The organism is Caballeronia sp. GAWG1-1 (assembly GCF_023631465.1).
Taxonomy (GTDB): Bacteria; Pseudomonadota; Gammaproteobacteria; order Burkholderiales; family Burkholderiaceae; genus Caballeronia.
The window spans coordinates 67,757-93,156 of record NZ_JALQDB010000020.1 but is presented as its reverse complement, the minus strand read 5'-3'; the positions used below and the strand labels follow the sequence as shown (position 1 = coordinate 93,156).

At 59.0% G+C, this 25,400-nt stretch carries 34 protein-coding genes; all 34 read left to right on the top strand.

Annotated features, from left to right (window positions below; all coding sequences use genetic code 11):
- Positions 1 to 16 precede the first annotated feature (16 nt).
- The 34 genes from rpoC (at position 17) to NCT03_RS12790 (ending at position 25,345) form a co-directional block, all read left to right on the top strand.
- Positions 17 to 4,258: a DNA-directed RNA polymerase subunit beta' gene (gene rpoC / locus NCT03_RS12955; protein WP_244826438.1), complete on the top strand. Its 4,242-nt coding sequence runs from the start codon at positions 17 to 19 to the stop codon at positions 4,256 to 4,258.
- A 188-nt stretch (positions 4,259 to 4,446) separates the two neighbouring features.
- Positions 4,447 to 6,294, top strand: a complete 1,848-nt coding sequence (recQ, locus tag NCT03_RS12950; protein ID WP_250492758.1) for a DNA helicase RecQ — start codon at positions 4,447 to 4,449, stop codon at positions 6,292 to 6,294.
- Between the two features lie 220 nt (positions 6,295 to 6,514).
- Entirely contained in the window at positions 6,515 to 6,895 is a 381-nt protein-coding gene (gene rpsL / locus NCT03_RS12945) for a 30S ribosomal protein S12 (protein WP_006053290.1), read from the top strand.
- 202 nt (positions 6,896 to 7,097) lie between these two features.
- Complete coding sequence (gene rpsG, locus NCT03_RS12940; RefSeq protein WP_006053291.1) at positions 7,098 to 7,568, top strand: 30S ribosomal protein S7; 471 nt, start codon at positions 7,098 to 7,100, stop codon at positions 7,566 to 7,568.
- A gap of 129 nt (positions 7,569 to 7,697) precedes the next feature.
- Positions 7,698 to 9,800 (top strand): elongation factor G, encoded by a 2,103-nt coding sequence (gene fusA, locus NCT03_RS12935; protein ID WP_244826436.1) that lies wholly within the window; start codon positions 7,698 to 7,700, stop codon positions 9,798 to 9,800.
- A 65-nt stretch (positions 9,801 to 9,865) separates the two neighbouring features.
- Positions 9,866 to 11,056: an elongation factor Tu gene (tuf, locus tag NCT03_RS12930; RefSeq protein ID WP_090541958.1), complete on the top strand. Its 1,191-nt coding sequence runs from the start codon at positions 9,866 to 9,868 to the stop codon at positions 11,054 to 11,056.
- A 137-nt stretch (positions 11,057 to 11,193) separates the two neighbouring features.
- Positions 11,194 to 11,505, top strand: a complete 312-nt coding sequence (gene rpsJ / locus NCT03_RS12925; protein WP_006998489.1) for a 30S ribosomal protein S10 — start codon at positions 11,194 to 11,196, stop codon at positions 11,503 to 11,505.
- 185 nt (positions 11,506 to 11,690) lie between these two features.
- Positions 11,691 to 12,350 (top strand): 50S ribosomal protein L3, encoded by a 660-nt coding sequence (gene rplC, locus NCT03_RS12920; RefSeq protein ID WP_244826435.1) that lies wholly within the window; start codon positions 11,691 to 11,693, stop codon positions 12,348 to 12,350.
- On the top strand, positions 12,350 to 12,970 hold the full coding sequence (gene rplD / locus NCT03_RS12915) for a 50S ribosomal protein L4 (RefSeq protein ID WP_244826434.1): 621 nt from the start codon (positions 12,350 to 12,352) through the stop codon (positions 12,968 to 12,970). Before rplC ends, rplD begins: the two co-directional genes overlap by 1 nt.
- A complete protein-coding gene (gene rplW / locus NCT03_RS12910) occupies positions 12,967 to 13,281 on the top strand; it encodes a 50S ribosomal protein L23 (RefSeq protein ID WP_008343846.1) in 315 nt (104 codons plus the stop codon). Before rplD ends, rplW begins: the two co-directional genes overlap by 4 nt.
- Before the next feature lie 2 nt (positions 13,282 to 13,283).
- On the top strand, positions 13,284 to 14,111 hold the full coding sequence (gene rplB / locus NCT03_RS12905) for a 50S ribosomal protein L2 (protein WP_250465880.1): 828 nt from the start codon (positions 13,284 to 13,286) through the stop codon (positions 14,109 to 14,111).
- Positions 14,112 to 14,121: 10 nt separating this feature from the next.
- Entirely contained in the window at positions 14,122 to 14,397 is a 276-nt protein-coding gene (gene rpsS, locus NCT03_RS12900; protein ID WP_035506764.1) for a 30S ribosomal protein S19, read from the top strand.
- A gap of 12 nt (positions 14,398 to 14,409) precedes the next feature.
- Positions 14,410 to 14,739 carry a 50S ribosomal protein L22 gene (gene rplV / locus NCT03_RS12895; protein WP_011490054.1) on the top strand — a complete coding sequence of 110 codons (330 nt, stop codon included), beginning with the start codon at positions 14,410 to 14,412 and terminating at the stop codon, positions 14,737 to 14,739.
- A gap of 11 nt (positions 14,740 to 14,750) precedes the next feature.
- Entirely contained in the window at positions 14,751 to 15,551 is an 801-nt protein-coding gene (gene rpsC / locus NCT03_RS12890; protein WP_244826432.1) for a 30S ribosomal protein S3, read from the top strand.
- A 2-nt stretch (positions 15,552 to 15,553) separates the two neighbouring features.
- The gene (gene rplP, locus NCT03_RS12885) at positions 15,554 to 15,970 is read left to right on the top strand and encodes a 50S ribosomal protein L16 (protein WP_061170924.1); all 417 of its coding nucleotides are present in this window, start codon (positions 15,554 to 15,556) and stop codon (positions 15,968 to 15,970) included.
- Between the two features lie 10 nt (positions 15,971 to 15,980).
- Positions 15,981 to 16,175 carry a 50S ribosomal protein L29 gene (gene rpmC, locus NCT03_RS12880; protein ID WP_035933103.1) on the top strand — a complete coding sequence of 65 codons (195 nt, stop codon included), beginning with the start codon at positions 15,981 to 15,983 and terminating at the stop codon, positions 16,173 to 16,175.
- Positions 16,172 to 16,444 (top strand): 30S ribosomal protein S17, encoded by a 273-nt coding sequence (gene rpsQ / locus NCT03_RS12875; RefSeq protein WP_008343854.1) that lies wholly within the window; start codon positions 16,172 to 16,174, stop codon positions 16,442 to 16,444. Before rpmC ends, rpsQ begins: the two co-directional genes overlap by 4 nt.
- 299 nt (positions 16,445 to 16,743) lie before the next feature.
- On the top strand, positions 16,744 to 17,112 hold the full coding sequence (gene rplN / locus NCT03_RS12870) for a 50S ribosomal protein L14 (RefSeq protein WP_006998478.1): 369 nt from the start codon (positions 16,744 to 16,746) through the stop codon (positions 17,110 to 17,112).
- Positions 17,113 to 17,121: 9 nt separating this feature from the next.
- Positions 17,122 to 17,430, top strand: a complete 309-nt coding sequence (rplX, locus tag NCT03_RS12865; protein ID WP_244826431.1) for a 50S ribosomal protein L24 — start codon at positions 17,122 to 17,124, stop codon at positions 17,428 to 17,430.
- A 14-nt stretch (positions 17,431 to 17,444) separates the two neighbouring features.
- A complete protein-coding gene (rplE, locus tag NCT03_RS12860; RefSeq protein ID WP_244826430.1) occupies positions 17,445 to 17,984 on the top strand; it encodes a 50S ribosomal protein L5 in 540 nt (179 codons plus the stop codon).
- A 7-nt stretch (positions 17,985 to 17,991) separates the two neighbouring features.
- Positions 17,992 to 18,297: a 30S ribosomal protein S14 gene (rpsN, locus tag NCT03_RS12855; RefSeq protein ID WP_244826429.1), complete on the top strand. Its 306-nt coding sequence runs from the start codon at positions 17,992 to 17,994 to the stop codon at positions 18,295 to 18,297.
- A gap of 14 nt (positions 18,298 to 18,311) precedes the next feature.
- Positions 18,312 to 18,707 carry a 30S ribosomal protein S8 gene (gene rpsH / locus NCT03_RS12850; RefSeq protein WP_062638157.1) on the top strand — a complete coding sequence of 132 codons (396 nt, stop codon included), beginning with the start codon at positions 18,312 to 18,314 and terminating at the stop codon, positions 18,705 to 18,707.
- Positions 18,708 to 18,726: 19 nt separating this feature from the next.
- Positions 18,727 to 19,260, top strand: a complete 534-nt coding sequence (gene rplF / locus NCT03_RS12845; protein WP_244826428.1) for a 50S ribosomal protein L6 — start codon at positions 18,727 to 18,729, stop codon at positions 19,258 to 19,260.
- A gap of 12 nt (positions 19,261 to 19,272) precedes the next feature.
- Positions 19,273 to 19,638: a 50S ribosomal protein L18 gene (rplR, locus tag NCT03_RS12840; RefSeq protein WP_035967614.1), complete on the top strand. Its 366-nt coding sequence runs from the start codon at positions 19,273 to 19,275 to the stop codon at positions 19,636 to 19,638.
- 14 nt (positions 19,639 to 19,652) lie between these two features.
- The gene (gene rpsE / locus NCT03_RS12835; RefSeq protein WP_244793886.1) at positions 19,653 to 20,171 is read left to right on the top strand and encodes a 30S ribosomal protein S5; all 519 of its coding nucleotides are present in this window, start codon (positions 19,653 to 19,655) and stop codon (positions 20,169 to 20,171) included.
- A gap of 14 nt (positions 20,172 to 20,185) precedes the next feature.
- Positions 20,186 to 20,368, top strand: a complete 183-nt coding sequence (gene rpmD, locus NCT03_RS12830) for a 50S ribosomal protein L30 (RefSeq protein WP_016346466.1) — start codon at positions 20,186 to 20,188, stop codon at positions 20,366 to 20,368.
- Positions 20,369 to 20,398: 30 nt separating this feature from the next.
- The gene (gene rplO / locus NCT03_RS12825) at positions 20,399 to 20,833 is read left to right on the top strand and encodes a 50S ribosomal protein L15 (RefSeq protein ID WP_244826427.1); all 435 of its coding nucleotides are present in this window, start codon (positions 20,399 to 20,401) and stop codon (positions 20,831 to 20,833) included.
- A 41-nt stretch (positions 20,834 to 20,874) separates the two neighbouring features.
- Entirely contained in the window at positions 20,875 to 22,221 is a 1,347-nt protein-coding gene (secY, locus tag NCT03_RS12820) for a preprotein translocase subunit SecY (RefSeq protein WP_250465878.1), read from the top strand.
- An 8-nt stretch (positions 22,222 to 22,229) separates the two neighbouring features.
- Positions 22,230 to 22,448, top strand: a complete 219-nt coding sequence (gene infA / locus NCT03_RS12815; protein ID WP_004521905.1) for a translation initiation factor IF-1 — start codon at positions 22,230 to 22,232, stop codon at positions 22,446 to 22,448.
- Positions 22,449 to 22,468: 20 nt separating this feature from the next.
- Positions 22,469 to 22,585, top strand: coding sequence for a 50S ribosomal protein L36 (gene rpmJ, locus NCT03_RS12810; RefSeq protein WP_004199844.1), 117 nt, complete (start codon positions 22,469 to 22,471; stop codon positions 22,583 to 22,585).
- Between the two features lie 42 nt (positions 22,586 to 22,627).
- Complete coding sequence (gene rpsM, locus NCT03_RS12805) at positions 22,628 to 22,993, top strand: 30S ribosomal protein S13 (RefSeq protein WP_061179113.1); 366 nt, start codon at positions 22,628 to 22,630, stop codon at positions 22,991 to 22,993.
- Positions 22,994 to 23,021: 28 nt separating this feature from the next.
- The gene (rpsK, locus tag NCT03_RS12800; RefSeq protein WP_006052224.1) at positions 23,022 to 23,426 is read left to right on the top strand and encodes a 30S ribosomal protein S11; all 405 of its coding nucleotides are present in this window, start codon (positions 23,022 to 23,024) and stop codon (positions 23,424 to 23,426) included.
- A gap of 171 nt (positions 23,427 to 23,597) precedes the next feature.
- The gene (gene rpsD, locus NCT03_RS12795; RefSeq protein WP_244826425.1) at positions 23,598 to 24,221 is read left to right on the top strand and encodes a 30S ribosomal protein S4; all 624 of its coding nucleotides are present in this window, start codon (positions 23,598 to 23,600) and stop codon (positions 24,219 to 24,221) included.
- A gap of 146 nt (positions 24,222 to 24,367) precedes the next feature.
- The gene (locus NCT03_RS12790) at positions 24,368 to 25,345 is read left to right on the top strand and encodes a DNA-directed RNA polymerase subunit alpha (protein WP_244826424.1); all 978 of its coding nucleotides are present in this window, start codon (positions 24,368 to 24,370) and stop codon (positions 25,343 to 25,345) included.
- Positions 25,346 to 25,400: the final 55 nt, after the last annotated feature.

Here is a 25,400-nt window from a genome sequence, read left to right as displayed (position 1 = left end):
CTACGGAGAGAAAGCAATGAAAGCTCTGCTCGATCTATTCAAGCAAGTCCAGCAAGAAGAAGTATTCGACGCGATCAAGATCGGTCTGGCTTCGCCCGACAAGATCCGTTCGTGGTCATTCGGCGAAGTGAAGAAGCCGGAGACCATCAACTACCGTACCTTCAAGCCGGAGCGGGACGGTCTGTTCTGCGCGAAGATTTTTGGTCCGATCAAGGACTACGAATGCCTTTGCGGCAAGTACAAACGTCTGAAGCACCGCGGCGTGATCTGCGAAAAGTGCGGCGTCGAAGTGACGCTCGCCAAGGTGCGTCGCGAGCGCATGGGCCATATCGAACTGGCCTCGCCGGTTGCGCACATCTGGTTCTTGAAGTCGCTGCCGTCGCGTCTGGGCATGGTGCTCGACATGACGCTGCGCGACATCGAACGCGTGCTGTACTTCGAGGCATACGTGGTGATCGATCCGGGCATGACGCCGCTGAAAGCGCGGCAGATCATGACCGAAGAGGATTACTACAACAAGGTCGAAGAGTACGGTGACGAATTCCGCGCCGAGATGGGCGCGGAAGGCGTGCGCGAACTGCTGCGTTCGATCAACATCGACGAACAGGTCGAGATGCTGCGCACCGAACTCAAGAACACGGGTTCGGAAGCGAAGATCAAGAAGTACGCAAAGCGCCTTAAAGTGCTCGAGGCTTTCCAGCGTTCGGGCATCAAGCCTGACTGGATGGTGCTCGAAGTGCTGCCGGTGCTGCCGCCGGAACTGCGTCCGCTCGTGCCGCTGGATGGCGGCCGTTTCGCGACGTCGGACCTGAACGACCTTTATCGCCGCGTGATCAACCGTAACAACCGGTTGAAGCGTCTGCTCGAACTGAAGGCGCCTGAAATCATCGTCCGCAACGAAAAGCGGATGCTGCAGGAAGCCGTCGATTCGCTGCTCGACAACGGTCGTCGCGGTAAGGCAATGACGGGTGCGAACAAGCGTCCGCTGAAGTCGCTCGCCGACATGATCAAGGGTAAAGGCGGTCGTTTCCGTCAGAACTTGCTCGGTAAGCGTGTCGACTATTCGGGCCGTTCGGTGATCGTGGTCGGCCCGACGTTGAAGCTGCATCAGTGCGGTCTGCCGAAGCTGATGGCGCTCGAACTGTTCAAGCCTTTCATCTTCAACAAGCTGGAAGTGATGGGCGTAGCTACGACCATCAAGGCCGCGAAGAAGGAAGTCGAGAACCAGACGCCCGTGGTGTGGGACATTCTCGAAGAAGTCATTCGCGAACATCCGGTCATGCTGAACCGCGCGCCTACGCTTCACCGACTCGGCATTCAGGCTTTCGAGCCGGTGCTGATCGAAGGTAAGGCAATTCAGCTGCACCCGCTCGTTTGCGCGGCGTTCAACGCCGACTTCGACGGTGACCAGATGGCCGTTCACGTGCCGCTGTCGCTGGAAGCGCAGATGGAAGCGCGTACGCTGATGCTCGCGTCGAACAACGTTCTGTTCCCGGCCAACGGCGACCCGTCGATCGTGCCGTCGCAGGATATCGTGCTGGGTCTTTACTATGCATCGCGTGAAGCGGTGAATGGCAAGGGCGAAGGCATGACGTTCACGGGCGTGTCGGAAGTGATTCGCGCGTACGAGAACAAGGAAGTCGAGCTGGCATCGCGCGTCAACGTGCGGATCACGGAAATGGTCCACAACGAAGACCAGAGCGAAGGCGCGCCGAAGTTCGTGCCGAAGATCTCGTTGTTCGCAACGACGGTCGGCCGCTCGATCCTGTCGGAAATTCTGCCGCCGGGGCTGCCCTTCACCGTGCTGAACAAGCCGTTGAAGAAGAAGGAAATTTCGCGTCTGATCAACACGGCGTTCCGCAAGTGCGGTCTGCGCGAAACGGTGATCTTCGCCGACCAGCTGATGCAAATGGGTTTCCGTCTTGCAACGCGCGCCGGCATCTCGATCTGCGTGGACGACATGCTCGTGCCGCCGCAGAAAGAGACGATCGTCGGTGACGCCGCGAAGAAGGTGAAGGAATACGACCGTCAGTACATGTCGGGTCTCGTCACCGCGCAAGAACGCTACAACAACGTGGTCGACATCTGGTCGGCAACGTCGGAAGCGGTCGGCAAGGCGATGATGGAACAGCTTGCAACAGAGCCGGTGACGGATCGTGACGGCAAGGAAACGCGTCAGGAATCGTTCAACTCGATCTACATGATGGCCGACTCGGGCGCGCGCGGTTCCGCGGTGCAGATTCGTCAGCTCGCCGGTATGCGCGGCCTGATGGCGAAGCCGGACGGCTCGATCATCGAGACGCCGATCACCGCGAACTTCCGCGAAGGCCTGAACGTGCTGCAGTACTTCATCTCGACGCACGGTGCACGTAAGGGTCTGGCGGATACGGCGTTGAAGACGGCGAACTCGGGTTACCTGACGCGCCGTCTCGTCGACGTGACGCAGGATCTGGTCGTCGTCGAAGAAGATTGCGGCACGTCGAACGGCGTGGCGATGAAGGCGTTGGTCGAAGGCGGTGAAGTCGTCGAAGCGCTGCGTGACCGTATTCTCGGTCGCGTCGCGGTGGCGGACGTCGTCAATCCGGAAACGCAAGAAACGCTGTACGCATCGGGCGATCTGCTCGATGAAGACGCGGTCGAGGAAATCGAACGCCTCGGTATCGACGAAGTGCGCGTGCGCACGCCGTTGACCTGCGAAACGCGTTATGGCCTGTGCGCTTCGTGCTATGGCCGCGACCTGGGTCGTGGTTCGCGCGTGAACGTCGGCGAAGCGGTTGGTGTGATCGCGGCGCAGTCGATCGGTGAACCGGGCACGCAGCTTACGATGCGTACGTTCCACATCGGTGGCGCGGCATCGCGTGCGGCGGTTGCTTCGACGGTCGAAGCGAAGTCGAACGGTACGGTGCGCTTCACGGCCACGATGCGTTACGTCACCAACGCGAAGGGCGAGCAAGTCGTCATCTCGCGTTCGGGCGAGGCGATCATCGCGGACGACCTCGGTCGCGAGCGTGAACGTCACAAGATCCCGTACGGCGCCACGTTGCTGCAACTCGACGGCGCGCAGATCAAGGCCGGTTCGCAACTGGCTCAATGGGATCCGCTGACGCGTCCGATCATCACCGAGTGGGGCGGTACGGTGAAGTTCGAAAACGTCGAGGAAGGCGTGACGGTCGCGAAGCAGATCGACGACGTCACGGGTCTTTCGACGCTCGTCGTAATCGACGTGAAGCGCCGTGGTTCGCAGGCTTCGAAGAGCGTGCGTCCGCAGGTGAAGCTGCTCGACGCGAACGGCGAGGAAGTGAAGATCCCGAACACCGAGCATTCGGTGCAGATCGGCTTCCAGGTCGGCGCACTGATCACCGTAAAGGATGGTCAGCAAGTGCAGGTTGGTGAAGTGCTGGCACGTATTCCGGTTGAAGCGCAGAAGACGCGTGACATTACCGGTGGTCTGCCGCGCGTGGCCGAACTGTTCGAAGCGCGCTCGCCGAAGGACGCTGGCATTCTGGCGGAAGTCACGGGCACGACGTCGTTCGGTAAGGACACGAAGGGCAAGCAGCGTCTCGTTATCACGGACCTCGAAGGCAATCAGCACGAGTTCCTGATCGCGAAGGAAAAGCAGGTGCTGGTGCACGATGGTCAGGTCGTCAACAAGGGCGAAATGATCGTCGACGGTCCTGCCGATCCGCACGATATCCTGCGTTTGCAGGGTATCGAGGCGCTGTCGCGTTACATCGTGGACGAAGTGCAGGACGTGTACCGTCTGCAAGGCGTGAAGATCAACGACAAGCACATTGAAGTTATCGTGCGTCAGATGCTGCGTCGGGTCCAGATCACGGACAACGGCGACACGCGCTTCATCCCGGGCGAACAAGTCGAGCGGTCGGACATGCTCGATGAGAACGACCGCATGACCGCGGACGACAAGCGTCCGGCCACGTACGAAAACGTGCTGCTCGGTATCACGAAGGCTTCTCTGTCGACCGATTCGTTCATCTCGGCGGCGTCGTTCCAGGAAACGACCCGCGTGCTGACCGAAGCGGCGATCATGGGCAAGCGTGATGATCTGCGTGGCCTGAAGGAAAACGTGATCGTCGGCCGTCTGATTCCGGCTGGTACGGGTCTCGCGTTCCACAAGGCGCGCAAGAGCAAGGAAATGTCGGATCGCGAACGCTTCGACCAGATCGCTGCTGAAGAGGCATTCGATTTCGGTACGCCGGAAACCCCGGCAACGGAGCAGGCGCCGCATACCAACGAGTAAGTTCTCTCGCTGGATTGTCGGTTGCAACATCGAACCGCTCGGCTTTTAGCCGGGCGGTTTTTTTTCGCCGGTTCGTTTTCGACGATTTCCACTCTGCCGATTGGCTAACGCTGCAACGAGCGCCTCGGCAGGCGAGCATGCGTTGTTAGAATTCGGTATCTCCATGTTGTAGTGAGCGTCTCCCGTCCATGTCCCGTCCGCTGCAGATCCTCAAGGAAGTTTTCGGCTATCCGGCTTTTCGCGGACAGCAGGCGGATATCGTCGAACACGTCGCCAACGGTGGCGACTCGCTCGTGCTCATGCCGACGGGCGGCGGCAAATCGCTTTGCTATCAAATTCCGTCGCTCGTGCGCAAGGAGGCGGGTTTCGGCGCGGGAATCGTCGTGTCGCCGTTGATTGCGTTGATGCAGGATCAGGTCGCGGCGCTCACCGAGCTTGGCGTGCGCGCGGCGTACTTGAACTCGACGCTCTCCGGCGCGGAGGCCGCCGCCACGGAGCGCGCGCTGCGCAACGGCACCATCGACCTTTTGTATGTGGCGCCCGAACGTCTCATGACGCCGCGCTTTCTAGAATTGCTCGAAAGCGCGCGCGTGGGTCTTTTTGCCATTGACGAAGCGCATTGCGTGTCGCAATGGGGACACGATTTTCGCTCGGAGTACATCCAGCTTTCCGTGCTGCACGAACGGTTCCCTTCGGTGCCGCGCATTGCGCTCACGGCGACCGCGGACGCGATCACGCGCGACGAGATCGTGCATCGGCTGGCGCTCGACGACGCGCGTATCTTCGTATCGAGTTTCGATCGGCCGAATATCCGTTACCGGATTGTCGAGAAGGACAACGCACGCTCGCAGTTACTCGATTTCATCCGCGCCGAGCATACGAATACGGACGGCACGACGGACGCAGGCGTCGTTTATTGTCTGTCGCGTCGCAAGGTGGAAGAGACCGCCGAGTGGCTGAAGGGGCAGGGCGTGCGCGCGCTGCCGTATCACGCGGGCATGGAATTCGAGACGCGGCAGAAGCATCAGGAGATGTTTCAGCGCGAGGAAGGCGTCGTGATGTGCGCGACGATTGCGTTCGGCATGGGTATCGATAAACCAGATGTGCGCTTCGTCGCGCATCTGGACTTGCCAAAGAGCGTCGAGGGCTACTATCAGGAAACCGGACGCGCGGGTCGTGACGGCATGCCGGCGAACGCGTGGATGGCTTACGGACTCGGCGATGTCGTGCAGCAGCGCAAGATGATCGACGAATCCGAAGCCGACGAAGCCCACAAACGCGTACAGACCGGCAAGCTCGATGCGCTTCTTGGCTTGTGCGAAACGGCTGCCTGCCGGCGGGTGCGGCTGCTGGCTTATTTCGGCGAGACGAGCCAACCGTGCGGCAACTGCGATACATGCCTGGAACCGCCCGCGTCGTTCGATGCCACGCGCGAAGCGCAAATGGCGCTGTCCTGCGTCTTCCGCGCGCGCAAAGCGAGCGGCTTCCATTTCGGCGCGGGACATCTGATCGACATTCTGCGCGGGTCGCGCAGCGAAAAGGTCCTACAGCGCGGACACGAGAATTTATCGACGTTCGGCGTCGGCGCCGCGCTTTCCGAGCCGGAGTGGCGCGCGGTGTTTCGGCAGCTCGTCGCTTTTGGCTATTTGGCGATCGACCACGACGGCTTCGGCGCGCTCGTTCTCACCGATGCGAGCAAGCCCGTGCTGAAAGGCGAGGAGCACGTCACGCTGCGCAAATACGTGAAGCCGGTGCGTAGCCGGCAATCGTCGGGACGCACGCGGGAACGCGCCGATCCGACCACGGGCATGTCGCAACGGCAGAAGTCTCGCTGGGAGCGTCTGCGCATTTGGCGCGCAGAAACCGCCAAGAGCGACGGCGTGCCGGCCTACGTCATTTTTCATGACGCCACGCTTGCCGAAATAGCTCGAAGCGATCCCGATACGGTGGATGATCTGCGTCATATCCCGGGCATCGGCGCGCGCAAGCTGGAGCGTTTCGGCGACGAGTTGCTGGATGTCGTGACGACTGAATAAGCCAACGCTTTGCGCGGTACTCCGAAATGCGCGCAACGTGTTGACCCAATTGGGATTTTCAGCATATCATGCTAGGTTCTCGTTCTTGGTCCGTTTTCGGAACCGGCTTAGCGCCGCGTACGACAAGGGATCGAGCTTCTTCGAGAACGTTAGACGCGCATTTTCCGACGCTTTGCCCGTCGAGAATCGCGCCGAATTTGATCATTTTCAGGAATAAACGATGCCAACCATCAATCAATTGGTTCGCAAAGGCCGCACGTCGGAAACGACGAAGAGCAAGTCGCCGGCCCTGCAGGACTGCCCCCAGCGTCGTGGCGTGTGCACTCGTGTGTACACCACGACGCCTAAGAAGCCGAACTCGGCACTTCGTAAGGTTGCGAAGGTTCGCCTGACGAACGGTTTCGAAGTTATTTCGTACATCGGTGGTGAAGGCCACAACCTGCAAGAACACTCGGTCGTGCTGATTCGCGGCGGTCGTGTCAAGGACTTGCCTGGCGTGCGTTACCACATGGTTCGCGGCTCGCTGGATACCCAGGGCGTCAAGGATCGTAAGCAAGCTCGTTCGAAGTACGGTGCGAAGCGCGCGAAGGCTGGCAAGTAAGTCGCCGGTCTGCAGTCATCTGCAAGTTGTTTGAGGTCGCCGTAAGGCGGTTTAGGCGGTGGTACTGGATGCCAGTGCTATCGAGTAAGTGGTCACCCGGCCAAGCTGGTTTTGTCGAAAAGATGGATCGGGTTTGTTGGTGGCCGCGGAGCTTAAAGACTCGTTCAGAGTCGGCTCCAACTGAAAAGGTAAAGGAAGAATCATGCCGCGTCGTCGCGAAGTCCCCAAGCGGGAAGTGTTGCCGGACCCGAAATTCGGCAACGTAGATGTAGCCAAGTTCATGAACGTGCTGATGCTCTCAGGCAAGAAGTCGGTTGCCGAGCGTATCGTGTACGGCGCTTTTGAACAGATCCAGACCAAGGGTGGCAAGGACCCGCTGGAAGTGTTCACGGTTGCGCTCAACAACGTGAAGCCGGTGGTCGAAGTGAAGAGCCGTCGCGTTGGTGGTGCCAACTACCAAGTTCCGGTCGAAGTGCGTCCCTCGCGTCGTATGGCATTGGCGATGCGTTGGTTGCGTGAAGCCGCGAAGAAGCGCAGCGAAAAGTCGATGGCCCTGCGTCTTGCAGGCGAACTCTCCGAAGCGGCAGAAGGCCGTGGCGGCGCGATGAAGAAGCGCGACGAAGTTCACCGCATGGCAGAGGCCAACAAGGCATTCTCGCATTTCCGTTTCTAAGCTCCCGCTCGTAGGGCAAACGGAAAAATAAGGGCGGGTGCGCTACTCCAGGCGCCTCGCCCGTTTGTGTTAGGACGCTGCCGGCTCGTTATAGATCGAGTCGGCGGGTCGACCAAAAAAGGATCCAAAGTGGCTCGCAAGACACCTATCGAGCGCTACCGCAACATCGGTATTAGCGCTCACATCGACGCCGGCAAAACGACGACGACCGAGCGCATCCTGTTTTACACGGGCGTGAACCACAAGATCGGCGAAGTTCACGACGGCGCTGCAACGATGGACTGGATGGAGCAGGAGCAGGAGCGCGGCATCACCATCACGTCGGCTGCTACCACGGCCTTCTGGAAGGGCATGGGCGGCAACTATCCCGAGCACCGCATCAACATCATCGATACCCCGGGGCACGTCGACTTCACGATCGAAGTGGAGCGCTCGATGCGCGTCCTCGACGGCGCGTGCATGGTCTACTGTGCAGTGGGCGGCGTGCAGCCGCAGTCGGAAACCGTGTGGCGTCAGGCTAACAAGTACAAGGTTCCGCGTCTCGCGTTCGTCAACAAGATGGACCGCACTGGCGCAAACTTCTTCAAGGTCTATGACCAGTTGAAGACGCGTCTGAAGGCGAACCCGGTTCCCGTCGTCGTGCCGATCGGCTCGGAAGAAAACTTCAAGGGCGTGGTCGACCTTCTCAAGATGAAGGCGATCATTTGGGACGAAGCGTCCCAGGGCACGAAGTTCGACTACGTCGACATCCCCGCTGAACTCGTCGACACGTGCAACGAGTGGCGCGAGAAGATGATCGAGTCGGCTGCCGAAGCCAGCGAAGAACTGATGGAAAAGTACCTCGGCGGCGAAGAGCTGACCGAAGCGGAAATCGTCAAGGCGATCCGCGACCGGACCATCGCGTGCGAAATTCAGCCGATGCTGTGCGGCACCGCGTTCAAGAACAAGGGCGTGCAGCGCATGCTAGACGCCGTGATCGACTTCCTGCCGTCGCCGGTCGACATTCCGCCGGTTACGGGTGAACTCGAAAACGGTGAGAAGGGCGAGCGCCGTGCTGCCGACGACGAAAAATTCTCGTCGCTGGCATTCAAGATCATGACCGACCCGTTCGTCGGTCAGCTGATCTTCTTCCGTGTGTATTCGGGTGTGGTCAATTCGGGTGACACCGTGCTGAACGCGACCAAGGACAAGAAGGAACGTCTGGGTCGTATTCTGCAGATGCACGCGAACCAGCGCGAAGAAATCAAGGAAGTGCGCGCAGGCGACATCGCGGCAGCCGTGGGCCTGAAGGAAGCGACCACGGGCGACACGCTGTGCGACCCGCAGAGCCCGATCGTGCTCGAACGCATGATTTTCCCGGAGCCGGTGATTTCGCAGGCAGTTGAGCCGAAGACGAAGCCCGACCAGGAAAAGATGGGTCTGGCGCTGAACCGTCTGGCTCAAGAAGATCCGTCGTTCCGCGTTCAAACGGACGAAGAGTCGGGCCAGACCATCATCTCGGGTATGGGCGAGCTCCACCTCGAAATTCTGGTCGACCGGATGAAGCGTGAATTCGGCGTTGAAGCAACCGTCGGCAAGCCGCAGGTTGCGTACCGCGAAACGATCCGCGCGACGGCTGCCGATGTCGACGGCAAGTTCGTCAAGCAGTCGGGTGGTCGCGGCCAGTATGGTCACGCGGTCATCACGCTCGAGCCGAACGAGCAGGGCAAGGGCTACGAGTTCCTGGACGAGATCAAGGGCGGTGTGATTCCGCGCGAATACATCCCGGCGGTGGACAAGGGTATCCAGGAAACGCTGAAGTCGGGCGTGCTCGCTGGCTTCCCGGTCGTCGACGTGAAGGTTCACCTGACGTTCGGTTCGTACCACGACGTCGACTCGAACGAAAACGCGTTCCGCATGGCCGGTTCGATGGCCTTCAAGGAAGCAATGCGCAAGGCAAGCCCGGTCATCCTCGAACCGATGATGGCCGTGGAAGTCGAAACGCCGGAAGATTACATGGGCAACGTGATGGGCGACTTGTCGGGCCGTCGCGGTATCGTCCAGGGCATGGAAGACATGATCGGCGGCGGCAAGATCGTTCGCGCCGAAGTACCGCTGTCGGAAATGTTCGGCTACTCGACCTCGCTGCGCTCGCTGTCGCAAGGCCGTGCTACGTACACGATGGAATTCAAGCACTATGCTGAAGCTCCGCGTAACGTTGCCGAAGCGATCATCAACGCCAAGGGCAAGTAAGCCCTGCAAGTCATTCGGCGAGCCATAAGCTTTAACCGATAAACAATCTCTGAAAGAAGGTAATCATGGCAAAAGGTAAATTCGAGCGGACCAAGCCGCACGTGAACGTGGGCACGATCGGTCACGTTGACCACGGCAAGACCACGCTGACGGCAGCGATCACGACGGTGCTGACCAAGAAGTTCGGCGGCGAAGCGAAAGCATACGACCAGATCGATGCAGCGCCGGAAGAAAAGGCACGTGGTATCACCATCAACACCGCGCACGTCGAGTACGAAACGGCTAACCGCCACTACGCACACGTCGATTGCCCGGGCCACGCTGACTATGTGAAGAACATGATCACGGGCGCAGCGCAGATGGACGGCGCAATCCTGGTGTGCTCGGCCGCTGACGGCCCGATGCCGCAAACGCGTGAGCACATCCTGTTGGCGCGTCAGGTCGGCGTGCCTTACATCATCGTGTTCCTGAACAAGTGCGACATGGTGGACGACGCCGAGCTGCTCGAACTCGTCGAAATGGAAGTGCGCGAGCTTCTGTCGAAGTACGACTTTCCGGGCGACGACACGCCGATCATCAAGGGCTCGGCCAAGCTGGCGCTGGAAGGCGACACGGGCGAGCTGGGCGAAGTGGCGATCATGAATCTGGCCGACGCGCTGGACACGTACATCCCGACGCCGGAGCGCGCAGTGGACGGCGCCTTCCTGATGCCGGTGGAAGATGTGTTCTCGATCTCGGGTCGCGGCACGGTGGTGACGGGTCGCGTGGAGCGCGGCGTGGTGAAGGTTGGCGAGGAAATCGAAATCGTCGGTATCAAGCCGACGGTGAAGACGACTTGCACGGGCGTGGAAATGTTCCGCAAGCTGCTGGACCAAGGTCAAGCGGGCGACAACGTCGGTATCCTGCTGCGCGGCACGAAGCGTGAAGACGTGGAGCGTGGCCAGGTTCTGGCCAAGCCGGGTTCGATCACGCCGCACACGCACTTCACGGCCGAAGTGTACGTGCTGAGCAAGGACGAAGGCGGCCGCCACACGCCGTTCTTCAACAACTACCGTCCGCAGTTCTACTTCCGTACGACGGACGTGACGGGCTCGATCGAGCTGCCGAAGGACAAGGAAATGGTGATGCCGGGCGACAACGTGTCGATCACGGTGAAGCTGATTGCACCGATCGCCATGGAAGAAGGTCTGCGCTTCGCTATCCGCGAAGGCGGCCGTACCGTCGGCGCAGGTGTGGTTGCCAAGATTATCGAGTAAAATCTCGGGCTCACCTGTCGTTGCAGTACTGAAGTAACGTGACCGAGGCCGGGTGTTCGCACCAAGCGAATGCCCGGTCTCTCGCTCTTTTGCCAAATCGGCGGTGCAACATCGCCTCGCTCTTTTAAGGAATCGTCATGCAGAACCAAAAAATCCGTATCCGTCTGAAAGCATTCGACTATCGCCTGATCGATCAATCGGCAGCCGAAATCGTCGATACGGCGAAACGGACTGGTGCAATCGTCCGTGGCCCGGTGCCGCTGCCGACGCGCATTCAGCGCTTTGACATTCTGCGTTCGCCGCACGTCAACAAGACGTCGCGCGATCAGCTCGAAATCCGTACGCATCAGCGCCTGATGGACATCGTCGATCCGACCGACAAGACGGTCGACGCGCTGATGAAGCTCGACCTGCCGGCTGGCGTCGACGTCGAAATCAAGCTGCAGTAAGCCTCTAGAGCTTCACCGGGTTTTCGGGTGAAGCTAAGTCTTTGATTGCTTGCAGAAAACGAAAAGCCTTGTTATACTCCAAGGCTTTTCGCGCACTTGCGCAAAAAAGTCCGCCCAGTTTCTCGTAACGAAGTGGACATTTTGTAATCAGCCCCGACCAATCGCAGTCGGGAATGGAGAAAACGATGAGCCTTGGACTCGTAGGTCGCAAGGTTGGCATGACCCGTATCTTCACGCCTGAAGGGGACTCGATTCCCGTCACCGTGCTGGACGTGTCGGACAACCGCGTGACGCAGATCAAGACCGTTGAAACGGATGGTTATACCGCCGTTCAGGTTGCATTCGGTGCTCGCCGCGCATCGCGCGTGACGAAGCCGCTGGCGGGTCACCTCGCCAAAGCCGGCGTTCAAGCTGGTGAAATCCTCAAAGAATTCCAGATCGAATCCGCGAAGGCCGCCGAATTGGCGAACGGCGCTGTGATCGGTACGGACATTTTCGAAGTTGGCCAGAAGGTCGACGTGCAAGGTACGTCGATTGGTAAGGGCTACGCCGGTACCATCAAGCGTTACAACTTCGCCTCAGGTCGTGCCTCGCACGGTAACTCGCGTTCGCACAACGTTCCGGGTTCGATCGGTATGGCGCAGGATCCGGGTCGTGTGTTCCCGGGTAAGCGCATGACGGGTCACCTCGGTGACGAAACCGTCACGGTTCAGAATCTCGAAATCGCTCGCATCGACGCCGACCGCAATCTGCTGCTGGTTCGCGGCGCGGTTCCGGGTGCGAAGGGCGGCAAGGTATTCGTGACGCCGGCCGTCAAGACGCGTGCTGTGAAAGGAGCGAAATAATGGAACTTAAGCTCCTGAATGCCAATGGTCAGGAAGCTGCTGGCGTGAACGCATCGGACGTCGTGTTCGGTCGCGATTACAACGAAGCCCTGATTCACCAGGTCGTCGTGGCTTATCAAGCCAATGCACGTAGCGGCAACCGCGCTCAGAAGGATCGTGAGCAGGTCAAGCACACCACCAAAAAGCCGTGGCGTCAAAAAGGTACGGGTCGCGCTCGTGCCGGTATGTCGTCGAGCCCGTTGTGGCGTGGCGGTGGTCGTATCTTCCCGAATTCGCCGGAAGAAAACTTCTCGCACAAGGTCAACAAGAAGATGCATCGCGCAGGTCTCTGCTCGATCTTCTCGCAATTGGCTCGCGAAGGCCGTATCTCGGTGGTCGAAGACCTCGCGCTTGAAGCGCCGAAGACCAAGCTGTTGGCCGATAAATTCAAGGCGATGGGTCTCGATTCCGTGTTGGTCATCACCGATACGGTCGACGAGAACCTGTACCTCGCGTCGCGCAATCTGGCCCACGTGGCCGTTGTCGAGCCGCGTTACGCCGACCCGCTCTCGCTGATCTACTTCAAGAAGATTCTGATCACGAAGGCTGCGGTCGCTCAGATCGAGGAGTTGCTGTCATGAGCGAGATTCGCAAAAACGATCATCGTTTGATGCAAGTTCTGCTCGCGCCGGTGATCTCCGAAAAGGCGACGCTGGTGGCCGACAAGAACGAACAAGTCGTGTTCGAAGTCGCCCCGGACGCCACGAAGCAGGAAGTAAAGGCTGCTGTCGAGCTGCTGTTCAAGGTCGAAGTCAATTCCGTCAACGTGCTCGTCACGAAGGGTAAAGCCAAGCGCTTTGGCCGCTTCAACGGCAAGCGCAAGGACGTGAAGAAGGCGTACGTCTGCTTGAAGCCCGGCCAGGAAATCAACTTTGAAGCGGAGGCCAAGTAATCATGGCAATCGTTAAAGTTAAGCCGACTTCGCCGGGTCGCCGCGCGATGGTCAAGGTGGTCAACAAGGATCTGCATAAGGGCAAGCCGTTTGCGGCGCTGCTCGATTCGCAGTCCGTGACCGCCGGCCGTAACAACAACGGCCGCATCACCACGCGTCATAAGGGCGGTGGTCATAAGCAGCACTACCGTATCGTCGACTTCCGTCGCAACAAGGACGGCATTCCGGCAAAGGTCGAGCGTCTCGAGTACGACCCGAACCGTAGCGCGAACATCGCGCTGGTTCTTTACGCAGACGGTGAGCGTCGCTACATCATCGCGCCGAAGGGCGTGGTCGTTGGTACGCAGCTCATGTCCGGTTCGGAAGCGCCGATCCGCGCAGGCAACACGCTGCCGATCCGCAACATTCCGGTCGGTACCACGATCCACTGCATCGAAATGCTGCCGGGCAAGGGTGCGCAAATCGCGCGTTCGGCTGGTACGTCCGCGATGCTGCTGGCGCGCGAAGGCGTCTACGCGCAGGTTCGTCTGCGTTCGGGCGAAATCCGCCGCGTGCACGTCGAGTGCCGCGCAACGATCGGTGAAGTGGGCAACGAAGAGCATAGCCTCCGTCAAATTGGTAAGGCTGGCGCGAACCGCTGGCGTGGTATCCGTCCGACGGTGCGCGGCGTTGCAATGAACCCGGTCGATCACCCGCACGGCGGTGGTGAAGGCAAGACGGCTGCAGGTCGCGATCCGGTGAGCCCGTGGGGCACGCCGACTAAGGGTTATCGCACCCGTAGCAACAAGCGCACGACGACGATGATCGTCCAGCGCCGTCACAAGCGTTAAGGAGTAGGCAATGACACGTTCTGCTAAAAAAGGTCCGTTCTGCGACGCTCATTTGCTGAAGAAAGTTGAGTCGGCTGCAGCTACGCGCGACAAGAAGCCGATCAAGACCTGGTCGCGTCGCTCGACGATTCTCCCGGACTTCATCGGTCTGACGATCGCTGTTCACAACGGCCGTCAGCACGTTCCGGTGTATGTCACGGAAAACATGGTCGGCCACAAGCTTGGCGAGTTCGCATTGACCCGTACGTTCAAGGGTCACGCGGCCGACAAGAAGGCCAAGAAATAAGGGGCTATCAAGATGGAAGTGAAAGCAATTCATCGCGGTGCCCGCATCTCGGCGCAGAAAACGCGCCTTGTGGCTGACCAGATTCGTGGTTTGCCGGTCGACAAGGCGCTGAACGTTCTGACGTTCTCGCCGAAGAAGGCGGCGGGTATCGTCAAGAAGGTCGTGCTGTCTGCGATCGCGAATGCGGAACACAACGAAGGCGCCGATATCGATGAGCTCAAGATCACGAGCATCTATATCGACAAGGCTGCTTCGTTGAAGCGTTTTACCGCACGCGCTAAGGGTCGTGGTAACCGCATCGAGAAGCAATCCTGTCACATCACTGTGACGGTCGGGAATTAAGGAGCCATACGATGGGACAAAAAATTCATCCGACTGGCTTCCGTTTGGCCGTCAGCCGCAACTGGGCTTCGCGCTGGTATGCGAACAACAGCAACTTCGCGGCGATGCTCCAGGAAGACATCGGTGTTCGTGAGTACCTGAAGAAGAAGCTGAAGAACGCTTCGGTTGGTCGCGTCATCATCGAGCGTCCGGCAAAGAACGCGCGCATCACGATTTACAGCTCGCGTCCGGGCGTGGTCATCGGCAAGAAGGGCGAAGACATCGAACTGTTGAAGGCTGAACTGCAGAAGCGCATGGGCGTTCCGGTTCACGTCAACATCGAAGAAATTCGCAAGCCGGAAACCGATGCTCAGCTGATCGCTGACTCGATCACGCAACAGCTCGAACGCCGGATCATGTTCCGTCGCGCGATGAAGCGTGCGATGCAGAATGCCATGCGCCTTGGCGCGCAAGGTATCAAGATCATGAGCGCGGGCCGTCTTAACGGTATCGAAATCGCTCGTACCGAGTGGTATCGCGAAGGTCGCGTGCCCCTCCATACGCTGCGTGCCGATATCGACTACGCAACGTCGGAAGCGAAAACCACGTACGGCATCATCGGCGTGAAGGTGTGGGTCTACAAGGGCGACACGCTGGGCCGTAATGAAGCGCCGGTGGTGGAAGAAGTGGCGGAAGACAAGCGTCCGCGCCGCAACGCACGTCCGGGTGGCGATCGCCGTCCGCGCCGTGATGGCGAAGGCGCTCCGGCAGGTGCTCGTCGCGGCGGTCCCCGTCGTGGCGGCGCTGGCGGTGACGCGAAGAGTGGAGAATAACGATGCTGCAACCGAAACGCAGAAAGTATCGCAAAGAGCAGAAAGGTCGTAACACCGGCAAGGCGACGCGCGGCAACGCGGTGTCGTTCGGTGAATACGGTCTGAAGGCTATCGGTCGCGGCCGTTTGACCGCGCGTCAAATCGAAGCCGCGCGTCGTGCAATGACGCGTCACATCAAGCGTGGTGGCCGGATCTGGATCCGCATTTTCCCGGACAAGCCGATTTCGCAGAAGCCGGCAGAAGTACGTATGGGTAATGGTAAGGGTAACCCGGAGTACTACGTCGCTGAAATTCAACCGGGCAAGATGCTGTACGAAATGGACGGTGTCACCGAAGAACTGGCGCGCGAAGCGTTCCGTCTGGCTGCAGCCAAGCTGCCGCTCAAGACGTACTTCGTCGTGCGTCAGCTCGGCGCCTAAGGAGTAAATGATGAAGGCATCTGAACTTCACCAGAAAGACCAGGCCGCGCTCAACAAAGAGCTGACGGACCTGCTGAAGGCGCAATTCGGCCTGCGCATGCAACTCGCGACCCAGCAGCTCACGAACACGAGCCAGCTGAAGAAGGTTCGTCGCGACATCGCACGTGTGCGGACCGTCCTGACTGAGAAGGCGAACCAGAAATGAACGATAGCGTAAAAACCTCGCTCAAGCGGACGCTGGTCGGCAAGGTCGTCAGCAACAAGATGGACAAGACGGTCACCGTTCTGGTCGAGCACCGCGTGAAGCATCCGATCTACGGCAAGTACGTCGTGCGTTCGAAGAAGTACCACGCGCATGATGACGCCAATACGTACAACGAAGGCGATCTCGTCGAAATCCAGGAAACTCGTCCGATTTCGAAAACCAAGGCTTGGGTTGTATCGAAGTTGGTTGAAGCGGCGCGCGTGATCTAAGTCTGTAGTTGTAGTGCCGCGATGCAGTAACTAGTGTCGCAGTAAGTTTCGCTTGCAAGACCGAGATTATTTGTTATAATCTCGGTCTTCCCTCTTTGTGGGAGCCCCGTCGCGGGCGAAACTGGTGGGGGAAGCCGGTTCAGGCGCCAGCCTGAGTCGACAGATTCACCGGATTGCGATGGCGGGTTTCGTCTGCCCTCGCTGCCTGTTCTAACCCAAGCAGCCGATTGGCTGACGGGACCAAGACTGACCGGATGCGCCATGGTGGTGTGACCGGATTAAGTTGGGAAAGATAAACCATGATCCAGACCGAAACTCGGCTTGAAGTGGCCGACAACACGGGTGCGCGTGAAGTCATGTGCATCAAGGTGCTCGGCGGTTCGAAGCGTCGTTACGCTAGCATTGGCGACATCATCAAGGTGACCGTCAAGGAAGCGACGCCGCGCGGACGCGTAAAGAAGGGCGAAATTTATAACGCCGTGGTCGTTCGCACGGCCAAAGGCGTGCGTCGCCAGGATGGCTCGCTCATCAAGTTCGACGGCAATGCCGCCGTACTGTTGAACACGAAGCTCGAGCCGATCGGCACGCGTATTTTCGGGCCGGTGACGCGTGAACTGCGTAGCGAACGATTCATGAAGATCGTTTCGCTCGCGCCGGAAGTGCTGTAAGGAGTCGCGATGAACAAGATTCGCAAGGGTGACGAAGTTATCGTCACTACCGGCAAGGACAAAGGCAAGCGCGGTACCGTGCTGGTCGTTGCGGAAGAGCATGTCACGGTCGAGGGTATCAACCTCGTCAAGAAGCATGTGAAGCCGAACCCGATGAAGGGTACGACGGGCGGTGTGGAAGCCAAAACGATGCCGCTGCATATTTCGAACGTCGCATTGGTCGACGCGAATGGCAAGGCGTCGCGTGTGGGCATCAAGGTCGAAGATGGAAAGAAGGTTCGCTTCTTGAAGTCGACCGGCGCCACGCTTAACGCCTGACGCGGAGTTAAAAAATGGCTCGTCTGCAAGAAATTTACAAAGAAACGGTTGTGCCGCAACTGGTTGAAAAGTTCGGCTACAAGTCCATCATGGAAGTGCCGCGCATCACCAAGATCACCCTCAACATGGGTCTTGGCGAAGCGGTCGCTGACAAGAAGATTATCGAAAACGCCGTGGGCGACCTGACGAAGATCGCTGGCCAAAAGCCGGTTATCACGAAGGCGCGCAAGGCAATCGCGGGCTTCAAGATTCGTCAAGGCTACCCGATCGGCGCGATGGTCACGCTGCGCGGTCAAGCCATGTACGAATTCCTGGACCGCTTCGTGACGGTTGCGCTCCCCCGTGTGCGCGACTTCCGTGGCGTCTCGGGCCGTGCATTCGACGGTCGTGGTAACTACAACATCGGTGTGAAAGAGCAGATCATTTTCCCCGAAATTGACTACGACAAGATCGACGCGCTGCGTGGGCTGAACATCAGCATCACGACCACCGCGAAGAGTGACGACGAAGCAAAGGCGCTGCTCGCCGGCTTCAAGTTCCCGTTCAGAAACTGAGGTTACCGTGGCTAAACTGGCACTGATCGAACGTGAAAAGAAGCGCGCACGCCTCGCAGCCAAGTACGCTCCGAAGCGTGCTGAGCTGAAGGCTGTGATCGACGACGCAAGCAAGTCGGACGAAGAACGCTATATCGCCCGTCTCGCGCTGCAACAATTGCCGCGTAACTCGAACCCCACTCGCAAGCGTAACCGCTGCGCGATCACGGGTCGTCCTCGCGGCACGTTCCGCAAGTTCGGACTCGCGCGTAGCAAGATCCGCGAAATCGCATTCCGCGGTGAAATCCCTGGCCTCACCAAGGCGAGCTGGTAATAGGAGAAACATAAATGAGCATGAGTGATCCTATCGCCGATATGCTGACTCGCATCCGCAATGCGCAGATGGTCGAGAAGGTTTCGGTGACTATGCCCTCGTCGAAAGTCAAGGTTGCGATTGCGCAGGTTTTGAAGGACGAAGGTTATATCGACGATTTCGCAGTGAAGGCTGAAGGTGCGAAGTCGGAATTGAACATCGCGTTGAAGTACTACGCTGGCCGTCCGGTTATCGAGCGCCTCGAGCGCGTCTCGAAGCCTGGTCTGCGCGTGTACCGCGGTCGCAACGACATTCCTCAGGTGATGAATGGCCTGGGCGTTGCAATCGTCTCGACGCCGAAGGGTGTGATGACTGACCGCAAGGCGCGCCAGACCGGCGTCGGTGGCGAAGTCATCTGCTACGTCGCTTAACGCCGAAGGGAGAAGAAACATGTCTCGAGTAGGTAAGAGCCCGATCGCGTTGCCGCAAGGCGCCGAAGTGGCCGTCAAGGGCGACGTCATCACCGTCAAGGGTCCGCTCGGCACGATCTCGCAAGCGGGTAATCCGCTGGTGAGCGTGGCGAACGACAACGGTACGTTGAATTTCGCGCCGGCTGACGAAAGCCGCGAAGCGAACGCGATGTCCGGCACGATGCGCGCCCTGGTGGCGAACATGGTGCATGGCGTCACCAAGGGTTTCGAACGCAAGCTGACGCTGGTTGGCGTCGGTTATCGTGCACAAGCGCAAGGCGACAAGCTGAATCTGTCGCTGGGTTTCTCGCACCCCGTGGTGCACCAGATGCCGGAAGGCGTCAAGGCTGAAACCCCGACGCAGACCGAAATCGTGATCAAGGGGATCGACAAGCAGAAAGTCGGCCAAGTCGCGGCGGAAGTTCGTGGCTATCGTCCGCCGGAGCCCTATAAGGGCAAGGGCGTGCGTTATGCCGACGAGGTCGTGATCCTCAAAGAAACGAAGAAGAAGTAAGGGTGCGCAATCATGGATAAGACTCAATCTCGCCTGCGCCGCGCTCGTCAGACGCGTATCAAGATCGCTGAGCTGCAGGTCGCGCGTCTCGCCGTGCATCGCACGAATACGCATATCTACGCGCAAGTGTTCTCGGCATGCGGCACGAAGGTGCTTGCAAGCGCCTCGACGCTGGAAGCCGAAGTGCGCGCTGAACTGGCTGACAAGTCGGGCAAGGGCGGCAACATCAACGCTGCAACCCTGATCGGCAAGCGTATTGCCGAGAAGGCGAAGGCTGCCGGCATCGAATCCGTCGCCTTTGACCGCTCGGGTTTCCGCTACCACGGCCGCGTGAAAGCGCTGGCTGATGCCGCGCGCGAAGCCGGGCTCAAGTTCTAAGGGAAGAATTCGTCATGGCAAAGATGCAAGCGAAAGTTCAGGCTGACGAACGCGACGACGGCCTGCGCGAAAAGATGATTTCGGTCAACCGCGTGACCAAGGTCGTGAAGGGTGGCCGGATTCTCGGTTTCGCCGCACTGACCGTGGTTGGCGACGGCGATGGCCGCGTCGGCATGGGCAAGGGCAAAGCGAAGGAAGTTCCGGTCGCCGTTCAAAAGGCAATGGAGCAAGCCCGCCGCAACATGTTCAAGGTGCCGCTCAAGAACGGTACGTTGCAACACGAAGTGCACGGTAAGCATGGCGCTTCCGCAGTCCTCCTCGCTCCGGCGAAGGACGGTACTGGCGTGATCGCAGGCGGCCCGATGCGCGCAGTGTTCGACGTGATGGGCGTGCAGAACGTGGTGGCCAAGAGCCACGGTTCGACGAACCCGTACAATCTCGTTCGTGCAACGCTCGACGGTCTGCGTAAGCAGTCCACGCCGGGCGACATCGCGGCGAAGCGCGGCAAGTCCGTCGAAGATATTTTGGGCTAAGCCTCGAGGTCATCATGTCTGAGAAAACTGTCAAGATTCAGCTCGTCAAGAGCCTGATCGGGACCCGCGAAACGCACCGCGCTACGGTGCGTGGCCTCGGCCTGCGTCGCCTCAACTCGGTGAGCGAGCTGCAGGACACGCCGGCAGTGCGCGGGATGATCAACAAGGTTTCGTACCTCGTTAAGGTCATCGGCTAAGGCCGCCGACTAGGATCCAAGGAGTTGAACATGGAATTGAATAACCTGAAGCCGGCAGAAGGCGCGAAGCACGCTAAGCGTCGCGTCGGTCGCGGCATCGGTTCGGGCCTCGGCAAGACTGCAGGTCGCGGCCACAAGGGTCAGAAATCGCGTTCGGGCGGCTTTCACAAAGTCGGCTTCGAAGGCGGTCAGATGCCTCTGCAGCGTCGTCTGCCGAAGCGCGGCTTCACTTCGCTGACGAAGGAATTCGTCGGTCAAGTGCGCCTGGCTGATCTCGAGAAGCTGCCGGTCGACGAAATCGATCTGTTGGCTTTGAAGCAAGCGGGTCTGGTCGGCGAGCTCATCAAGAGCGCGAAGATCATCAAGACCGGCGAGATCACCCGCAAGGTCACGGTGAAGGGTCTGACGGCAACGAAGGGCGCCCGTGCAGCAATCGAAGCCGCTGGCGGCTCGTTCGCCGAGTAACGCGATTTCGCCGTTACTAGCACTAGCATCGGAGAAGGTTCTTGGCTAACAGCCCGAGTCTCGCAAAACCCGGTCGAAGCGCGGCGAAATTTGGCGATCTGCGTCGGCGTGCAGTGTTCCTGCTGCTGGCGTTGGTTGTCTACCGCATTGGTGCGCATATTCCGGTTCCCGGCATCGATCCGGATCAGCTGGCGAAGTTGTTCCAAAGCCAGTCGGGCGGCATCCTTGGCATGTTCAACATGTTCTCGGGTGGCGCGCTGTCACGATTCACGATTTTCGCGTTGGGCATCATGCCCTACATTTCGGCCTCGATCATCATGCAGTTGTTGTCGATCGTGTCGCCGCAAATGGAGGCGTTGAAGAAGGAAGGACAGGCAGGTCAACGAAAGATCACGCAGTACACGCGGATCTTCACGGTGGTTCTGGCAACCTTCCAGGCTTTCGGTATCGCGGTGGCGCTGGAAAATCAGCCCGGCCTGGTACTGGATCCCGGCATGGTGTTCCGGCTGACGACGGTGGTCACGCTGGTGACGGGCACGATGTTCCTGATGTGGCTTGGTGAGCAGATCACGGAGCGCGGTCTTGGCAACGGCATCTCGATCATCATTTTCGGTGGTATCGCGGCAGGCTTTCCGAATGCAATCGGCGGTCTGTTCGAGCTGGTTCGCACCGGTTCGATGAGCATCATCTCGGCGATCATCATCGTCGCGTTGATCGCGGCGGTTACGTATCTGGTCGTGTTCATCGAACGCGGTCAGCGCAAGATCCTCGTGAACTATGCGAAGCGCCAGGTCGGTAACAAGATTTACGGCGGACAGTCGTCACATCTGCCGCTGAAGCTGAACATGTCGGGTGTGATTCCGCCGATCTTCGCGTCGTCGATCATTCTCTTCCCGGCAACCATCCTGAACTGGTTCAGTTCGGGAACGCGTACCGGCTGGTTCGCGAACACGTTGCACAGCGTGGCTGAAGCCCTCAAGCCCGGTCAACCTGTGTACGTGCTGTTGTATGCGTTGGCTATCGTGTTCTTCTGCTTCTTCTACACCGCGTTGGTGTTCAACAGCAGGGAAACCGCCGACAACTTGAAGAAGAGCGGTGCGTTCGTTCCGGGTATTCGTCCGGGCGATCAGACTGCACGGTACATCGACCGCATCCTCACGCGTCTGACGCTGGCCGGTGCGATCTACATCGTGTTTGTGTGCTTGTTGCCTGAGTTTCTGGTGTTGCGCTGGAACGTGCCGTTTTATTTTGGTGGAACGTCGCTGCTGATCATTGTCGTCGTCACGATGGACTTCATGGCTCAGGTGCAGTCGTACGTTATGTCGCAACAATATGAATCGCTGCTCAAGAAGGCAAACTTCAAGGGCGGCAACGTCCCGATGCGCTAGTTAGGACTATGGCCAAAGACGATGTAATCCAGATGCAGGGCGAGGTCATTGAAAACCTCCCCAACGCTACTTTCCGGGTGAAATTGGAAAATGGCCATGTCGTCCTGGGACACATATCCGGAAAGATGCGGATGCACTACATCCGTATCCTACCGGGCGACAAGGTTACGGTTGAATTGACGCCTTACGATCTGTCTCGTGCACGGATCGTGTTCCGGGCGAAGTGATTTGAAAAAAGGGTAATATCATGAAAGTGATGGCATCGGTTAAGCGCATTTGCCGCAATTGCAAGATCATTAAGCGCAAGGGCGTTGTGCGCGTGATTTGCAGCTCTGATCCGCGCCACAAACAGCGTCAAGGCTGAACGCCGCGCTTTTTGCTTGCGCTTTTTGTTTGAGGAAAAACAATGGCTCGTATCGCAGGGGTTAACATCCCGAATCACCAGCATACCGAGATCGGCCTGACGGCAATCTTCGGCATTGGTCGCACGCGTTCCCGCGGCATTTGCAGTGCTGCTGGTGTGGAATTTTCGAAGAAGGTCAAGGACCTCACCGACGCAGACCTCGAAAAGCTGCGTGACGAAGTGGGCAAGTTCATCGTCGAAGGCGATCTGCGCCGTGAAGTGACGATGAACATCAAGCGCCTGATGGACTTGGGTTGCTACCGCGGCATGCGTCATCGCAAGGGTCTGCCCCTGCGTGGCCAGCGCACGCGCACCAACGCCCGTACTCGCAAGGGTCCGCGTCGTGCAGCGCAATCGCTGAAGAAGTAAGCGGAACTGACAGTTACAGGAAAACGTAATGGCTAAGGCTTCGAACAACTCCGCGGCGCAACGCGTTCGCAAGAAGGTCAAGAAGAACGTCGCCGAGGGCGTGGTTCACGTTCACGCGTCGTTCAACAACACCATTATCACGATCACCGATCGTCAAGGTAACGCGCTGGCATGGGCGACCTCGGGCGGCCAGGGTTTCAAGGGCTCGCGTAAGTCGACGCCTTTCGCAGCTCAGGTTGCAGCAGAATCGGCTGGCCGCGTGGCAATGGAATACGGCGTGAAGAACCTCGAAGTGCGGATCAAGGGCCCCGGCCCTGGCCGTGAGTCGGCGGTGCGCGCGCTGCATGGTCTTGGCATCAAGATCACCGCGATCTCCGACGTGACGCCGGTCCCGCACAACGGCTGCCGTCCGCCGAAGCGTCGTCGTATCTAACGTCGCGCATCAGTTGATTCGCGACCGCATGTTTCCTGTCGATGCGAAAGCGTCGGCGGGCTTCGTGCGTTATGCATCTGCTTCGCGCATTTCACTAAGCCCACCGTTCGGCCTATAGGGTTCGAACTAGCGCAGACGAAAGTTTGCGTGATCAATTTTTAAGGATTCAAAGTGGCACGCTATACCGGTCCCAAAGCCAAGCTGTCCCGCCGTGAAGGCACCGATCTGTTCCTGAAGAGCGCACGCCGCTCGCTCGCCGACAAGTGCAAGCTCGACAGCAAGCCTGGTCAACATGGCCGCATTTCGGGCGCACGTACGTCCGACTACGGCACCCAGTTGCGCGAAAAGCAAAAAGTGAAGCGTATCTATGGCGTGCTCGAGCGTCAGTTCCGCCGCTACTTCGCTGAAGCCGACCGCCGCAAGGGTCCGACGGGCGAGAACCTGCTGCAATTACTCGAATCGCGCCTGGACAACGTCGTTTATCGCATGGGCTTCGGCTCGACGCGCGCTGAAGCACGTCAGCTCGTGAGCCACAAGTCGATCGTCGTGAACGGCCAAGTTGCGAACATCCCGTCGCTGCAAGTGAAGTCGGGCGACGTCATCTCCGTGCGTGAGCAGTCGCGCAAGCAGGCTCGTATCGTCGAAGCGCTGTCGCTCGCCGAGCAAGGCGGTATGCCGAGCTGGGTGTCGGTCGACGCCAAGAAGTTCGAAGGAACGTTCAAGTCGATGCCGGAACGCAGCGATATCGCTGGCGACATCAACGAAAGCCTGATCGTCGAATTGTATTCGCGTTAATCGCGCGGTTAATCGCGCGGTAACCGGATTGGCAGCCGGGGACCCTGATTGCCGGTGGCAAGAGGGCGGCCTCGGCTGTTTTTTTCAGGTTGTTACCGGTCAGCCTTATCGGTGTAACGAGCCGAGGGTATTGAAAAGGAAAACCTATGCAAACCAGTTTGTTGAAGCCCAAGATCATTGCAGTTGAATCGCTTGGCGAGAGCCATGCGAAAGTGGTTATGGAGCCGTTCGAACGCGGCTATGGCCACACCTTGGGCAACGCGCTTCGGCGCGTGCTGTTGTCGTCGATGGTGGGCTACGCGCCGACCGAAGTGACGATCGCAGGCGTAGTGCACGAATACTCGACGCTCGACGGTGTGCAAGAGGATGTGGTCAACCTGCTGTTGAACCTGAAGGGCGTCGTCTTCAAGCTGCATAACCGCGACGAAGTCACGGTGACGCTGCGCAAGGAAGGCGAAGGCCTTGTCACGGCTGGCGATATCGAACTCGCGCATGATTGCGAGGTCATCAATCCCGGTCACGTGATTGCCCACCTTTCGAAGGGCGGCAAGCTCGACGTCCAGATCAAGATTGAAAAGGGCCGTGGCTACGTGCCGGGCAACGTGCGTCGTTATGGCGAGGAATCGGCCAAGATCATCGGTCGTATCGTGCTTGACGCGTCGTTCTCGCCGGTTCGCCGCGTGAGCTATGCCGTGGAAAGCGCGCGTGTCGAACAGCGTACCGACCTCGACAAGCTCGTGATGAACATCGAAACCAACGGCGTGATCTCGCCGGAGGAAGCGATCCGTCAATCGGCGCGCATTCTGGTCGATCAGTTGTCGGTCTTCGCAGCGCTGGAAGGCACGGAAGCGGCAGCGGAAGCGCCGTCGCGTGCGCCGCAGATCGATCCGATCCTGCTGCGCCCGGTGGATGACCTGGAACTCACGGTTCGCTCGGCGAACTGTCTGAAGGCCGAAAACATCTACTACATCGGCGATCTTATCCAGCGTACGGAAAACGAACTGCTGAAGACGCCGAATCTGGGCCGCAAGTCACTGAACGAAATCAAGGAAGTCTTGGCTTCGCGCGGTCTGACGCTCGGCATGAAGCTCGAAAACTGGCCGCCGGCTGGTCTCGACAAGTAAGCGCAAGAGTCAATCGCGTTACTGGCAAAGACGCGGATTTTGCTTTAAAATCCGC

What these genes read in the sequence shown, in the direction of transcription:
- rplO (WP_244826427.1), top strand. Translation starts at nt 20,399, where the DNA reads ATGGAATTGAATAACCTGAAGCCGGCAGAAGGCGCGAAGCACGCTAAG.
- rpsL (WP_006053290.1), top strand. Translation starts at nt 6,515, where the DNA reads ATGCCAACCATCAATCAATTGGTTCGCAAAGGCCGCACGTCGGAAACG.
- rpmC (WP_035933103.1), top strand. Translation starts at nt 15,981, where the DNA reads ATGAAGGCATCTGAACTTCACCAGAAAGACCAGGCCGCGCTCAACAAA.
- rplX (WP_244826431.1), top strand. Translation starts at nt 17,122, where the DNA reads ATGAACAAGATTCGCAAGGGTGACGAAGTTATCGTCACTACCGGCAAG.
- rpsE (WP_244793886.1), top strand. Translation starts at nt 19,653, where the DNA reads ATGGCAAAGATGCAAGCGAAAGTTCAGGCTGACGAACGCGACGACGGC.
- rplF (WP_244826428.1), top strand. Translation starts at nt 18,727, where the DNA reads ATGTCTCGAGTAGGTAAGAGCCCGATCGCGTTGCCGCAAGGCGCCGAA.
- rpsS (WP_035506764.1), top strand. Translation starts at nt 14,122, where the DNA reads ATGACACGTTCTGCTAAAAAAGGTCCGTTCTGCGACGCTCATTTGCTG.
- rpsG (WP_006053291.1), top strand. Translation starts at nt 7,098, where the DNA reads ATGCCGCGTCGTCGCGAAGTCCCCAAGCGGGAAGTGTTGCCGGACCCG.
- rplE (WP_244826430.1), top strand. Translation starts at nt 17,445, where the DNA reads ATGGCTCGTCTGCAAGAAATTTACAAAGAAACGGTTGTGCCGCAACTG.
- recQ (WP_250492758.1), top strand. Translation starts at nt 4,447, where the DNA reads ATGTCCCGTCCGCTGCAGATCCTCAAGGAAGTTTTCGGCTATCCGGCT.
- rplD (WP_244826434.1), top strand. Translation starts at nt 12,350, where the DNA reads ATGGAACTTAAGCTCCTGAATGCCAATGGTCAGGAAGCTGCTGGCGTG.
- tuf (WP_090541958.1), top strand. Translation starts at nt 9,866, where the DNA reads ATGGCAAAAGGTAAATTCGAGCGGACCAAGCCGCACGTGAACGTGGGC.
- rpsH (WP_062638157.1), top strand. Translation starts at nt 18,312, where the DNA reads ATGAGCATGAGTGATCCTATCGCCGATATGCTGACTCGCATCCGCAAT.
- NCT03_RS12790 (WP_244826424.1), top strand. Translation starts at nt 24,368, where the DNA reads ATGCAAACCAGTTTGTTGAAGCCCAAGATCATTGCAGTTGAATCGCTT.
- rpmD (WP_016346466.1), top strand. Translation starts at nt 20,186, where the DNA reads ATGTCTGAGAAAACTGTCAAGATTCAGCTCGTCAAGAGCCTGATCGGG.
- rplP (WP_061170924.1), top strand. Translation starts at nt 15,554, where the DNA reads ATGCTGCAACCGAAACGCAGAAAGTATCGCAAAGAGCAGAAAGGTCGT.
- rpsK (WP_006052224.1), top strand. Translation starts at nt 23,022, where the DNA reads ATGGCTAAGGCTTCGAACAACTCCGCGGCGCAACGCGTTCGCAAGAAG.
- rplB (WP_250465880.1), top strand. Translation starts at nt 13,284, where the DNA reads ATGGCAATCGTTAAAGTTAAGCCGACTTCGCCGGGTCGCCGCGCGATG.
- rpsQ (WP_008343854.1), top strand. Translation starts at nt 16,172, where the DNA reads ATGAACGATAGCGTAAAAACCTCGCTCAAGCGGACGCTGGTCGGCAAG.
- rplR (WP_035967614.1), top strand. Translation starts at nt 19,273, where the DNA reads ATGGATAAGACTCAATCTCGCCTGCGCCGCGCTCGTCAGACGCGTATC.
- rplC (WP_244826435.1), top strand. Translation starts at nt 11,691, where the DNA reads ATGAGCCTTGGACTCGTAGGTCGCAAGGTTGGCATGACCCGTATCTTC.
- rpsC (WP_244826432.1), top strand. Translation starts at nt 14,751, where the DNA reads ATGGGACAAAAAATTCATCCGACTGGCTTCCGTTTGGCCGTCAGCCGC.
- rpsJ (WP_006998489.1), top strand. Translation starts at nt 11,194, where the DNA reads ATGCAGAACCAAAAAATCCGTATCCGTCTGAAAGCATTCGACTATCGC.
- rplW (WP_008343846.1), top strand. Translation starts at nt 12,967, where the DNA reads ATGAGCGAGATTCGCAAAAACGATCATCGTTTGATGCAAGTTCTGCTC.
- rpoC (WP_244826438.1), top strand. Translation starts at nt 17, where the DNA reads ATGAAAGCTCTGCTCGATCTATTCAAGCAAGTCCAGCAAGAAGAAGTA.
- rplN (WP_006998478.1), top strand. Translation starts at nt 16,744, where the DNA reads ATGATCCAGACCGAAACTCGGCTTGAAGTGGCCGACAACACGGGTGCG.
- infA (WP_004521905.1), top strand. Translation starts at nt 22,230, where the DNA reads ATGGCCAAAGACGATGTAATCCAGATGCAGGGCGAGGTCATTGAAAAC.
- rpmJ (WP_004199844.1), top strand. Translation starts at nt 22,469, where the DNA reads ATGAAAGTGATGGCATCGGTTAAGCGCATTTGCCGCAATTGCAAGATC.
- rpsM (WP_061179113.1), top strand. Translation starts at nt 22,628, where the DNA reads ATGGCTCGTATCGCAGGGGTTAACATCCCGAATCACCAGCATACCGAG.
- rplV (WP_011490054.1), top strand. Translation starts at nt 14,410, where the DNA reads ATGGAAGTGAAAGCAATTCATCGCGGTGCCCGCATCTCGGCGCAGAAA.